Annotated in this window: 1 protein-coding gene; it reads left to right on the top strand. The window is 57.5% G+C overall.

Annotated elements, in window-relative coordinates; genetic code table 11:
- Nucleotides 1-433 precede the first annotated feature (433 nt).
- Nucleotides 434-849 (top strand): MobA/MobL family protein (locus AC1D35_RS36485; RefSeq protein WP_477942920.1); only part of this gene is annotated, 416 nt, incomplete at its 3' end.

Raw genomic sequence — 849 nt, forward strand, 5'->3', positions numbered from 1 at the left:
AACGTGCCTGCAGGGCCTCTTCTGTGCGTCGAGTTGGGCGAGCCGCTCTTCGATTGATTTGCGTGTCACAGTGCTTGCTCCGTTGGCGTTGACGTCAGGATCGATGCTGTTCGAGCGTGGGACCGTGCAACTGGTCAGCCGTTTGAGCCGACTTTCCGAATGTTCGTTCCGCGCTTTCCCAGGCTAACAAATCGACGCGCGATCGCAATAAAAAATACACGCATAGCGGTAAGATAATAATAGACGCATCACAAAACGCGTGTAACCTAAGCGGCAAAATACCGAATTTTAATCGCGAAAAGGGAGGGGATCGTTTGGGGTATTTTGGTCGAGAAGGGCGCACTTACGAGTTGCTGCGCAACTCAGGCGCTCCTGTCGGAGAGACATTGATCACCGATCGAAGCCGGTGATCGCGACGGTGAGGATGGAGTTTGTGGCGATCTATCATGCCAGCATGAAGCCGATCTCGCGGGCGAATGGCCGTAGTGCCGTTGCAGCCGCTGCCTATCGTGCCGGCGTGTGGCTGACCAACGAGCGCGACGGGATCACCCACGACTTCACCAACAAGCGTGGTGTTGCCCATGCCGAGATCATCCTTCCTGAGGGCGTGGCGGCCGACTGGGCGCTTGATCGCTCTGTTCTCTGGAACGCCGCAGAACAGGCAGAGGGCCGCAAAGACGCACGTATCGCCCGCGAATTCGAGGTGGCGCTACCACACGAGCTGTCATCCGAGCAACGGCTGGCGCTCGTGCAAGAGTTTGCGCAATATCTTGCCGATCGCCAGGGGGCGGCTGTCGACTTTGCCGTCCATAATCCACATGGGAAAAGCGATGTGCGCAATCACCATGC

It is taken from the genome of Rhizobium sp. P1_E6 (genome assembly GCF_056405875.1).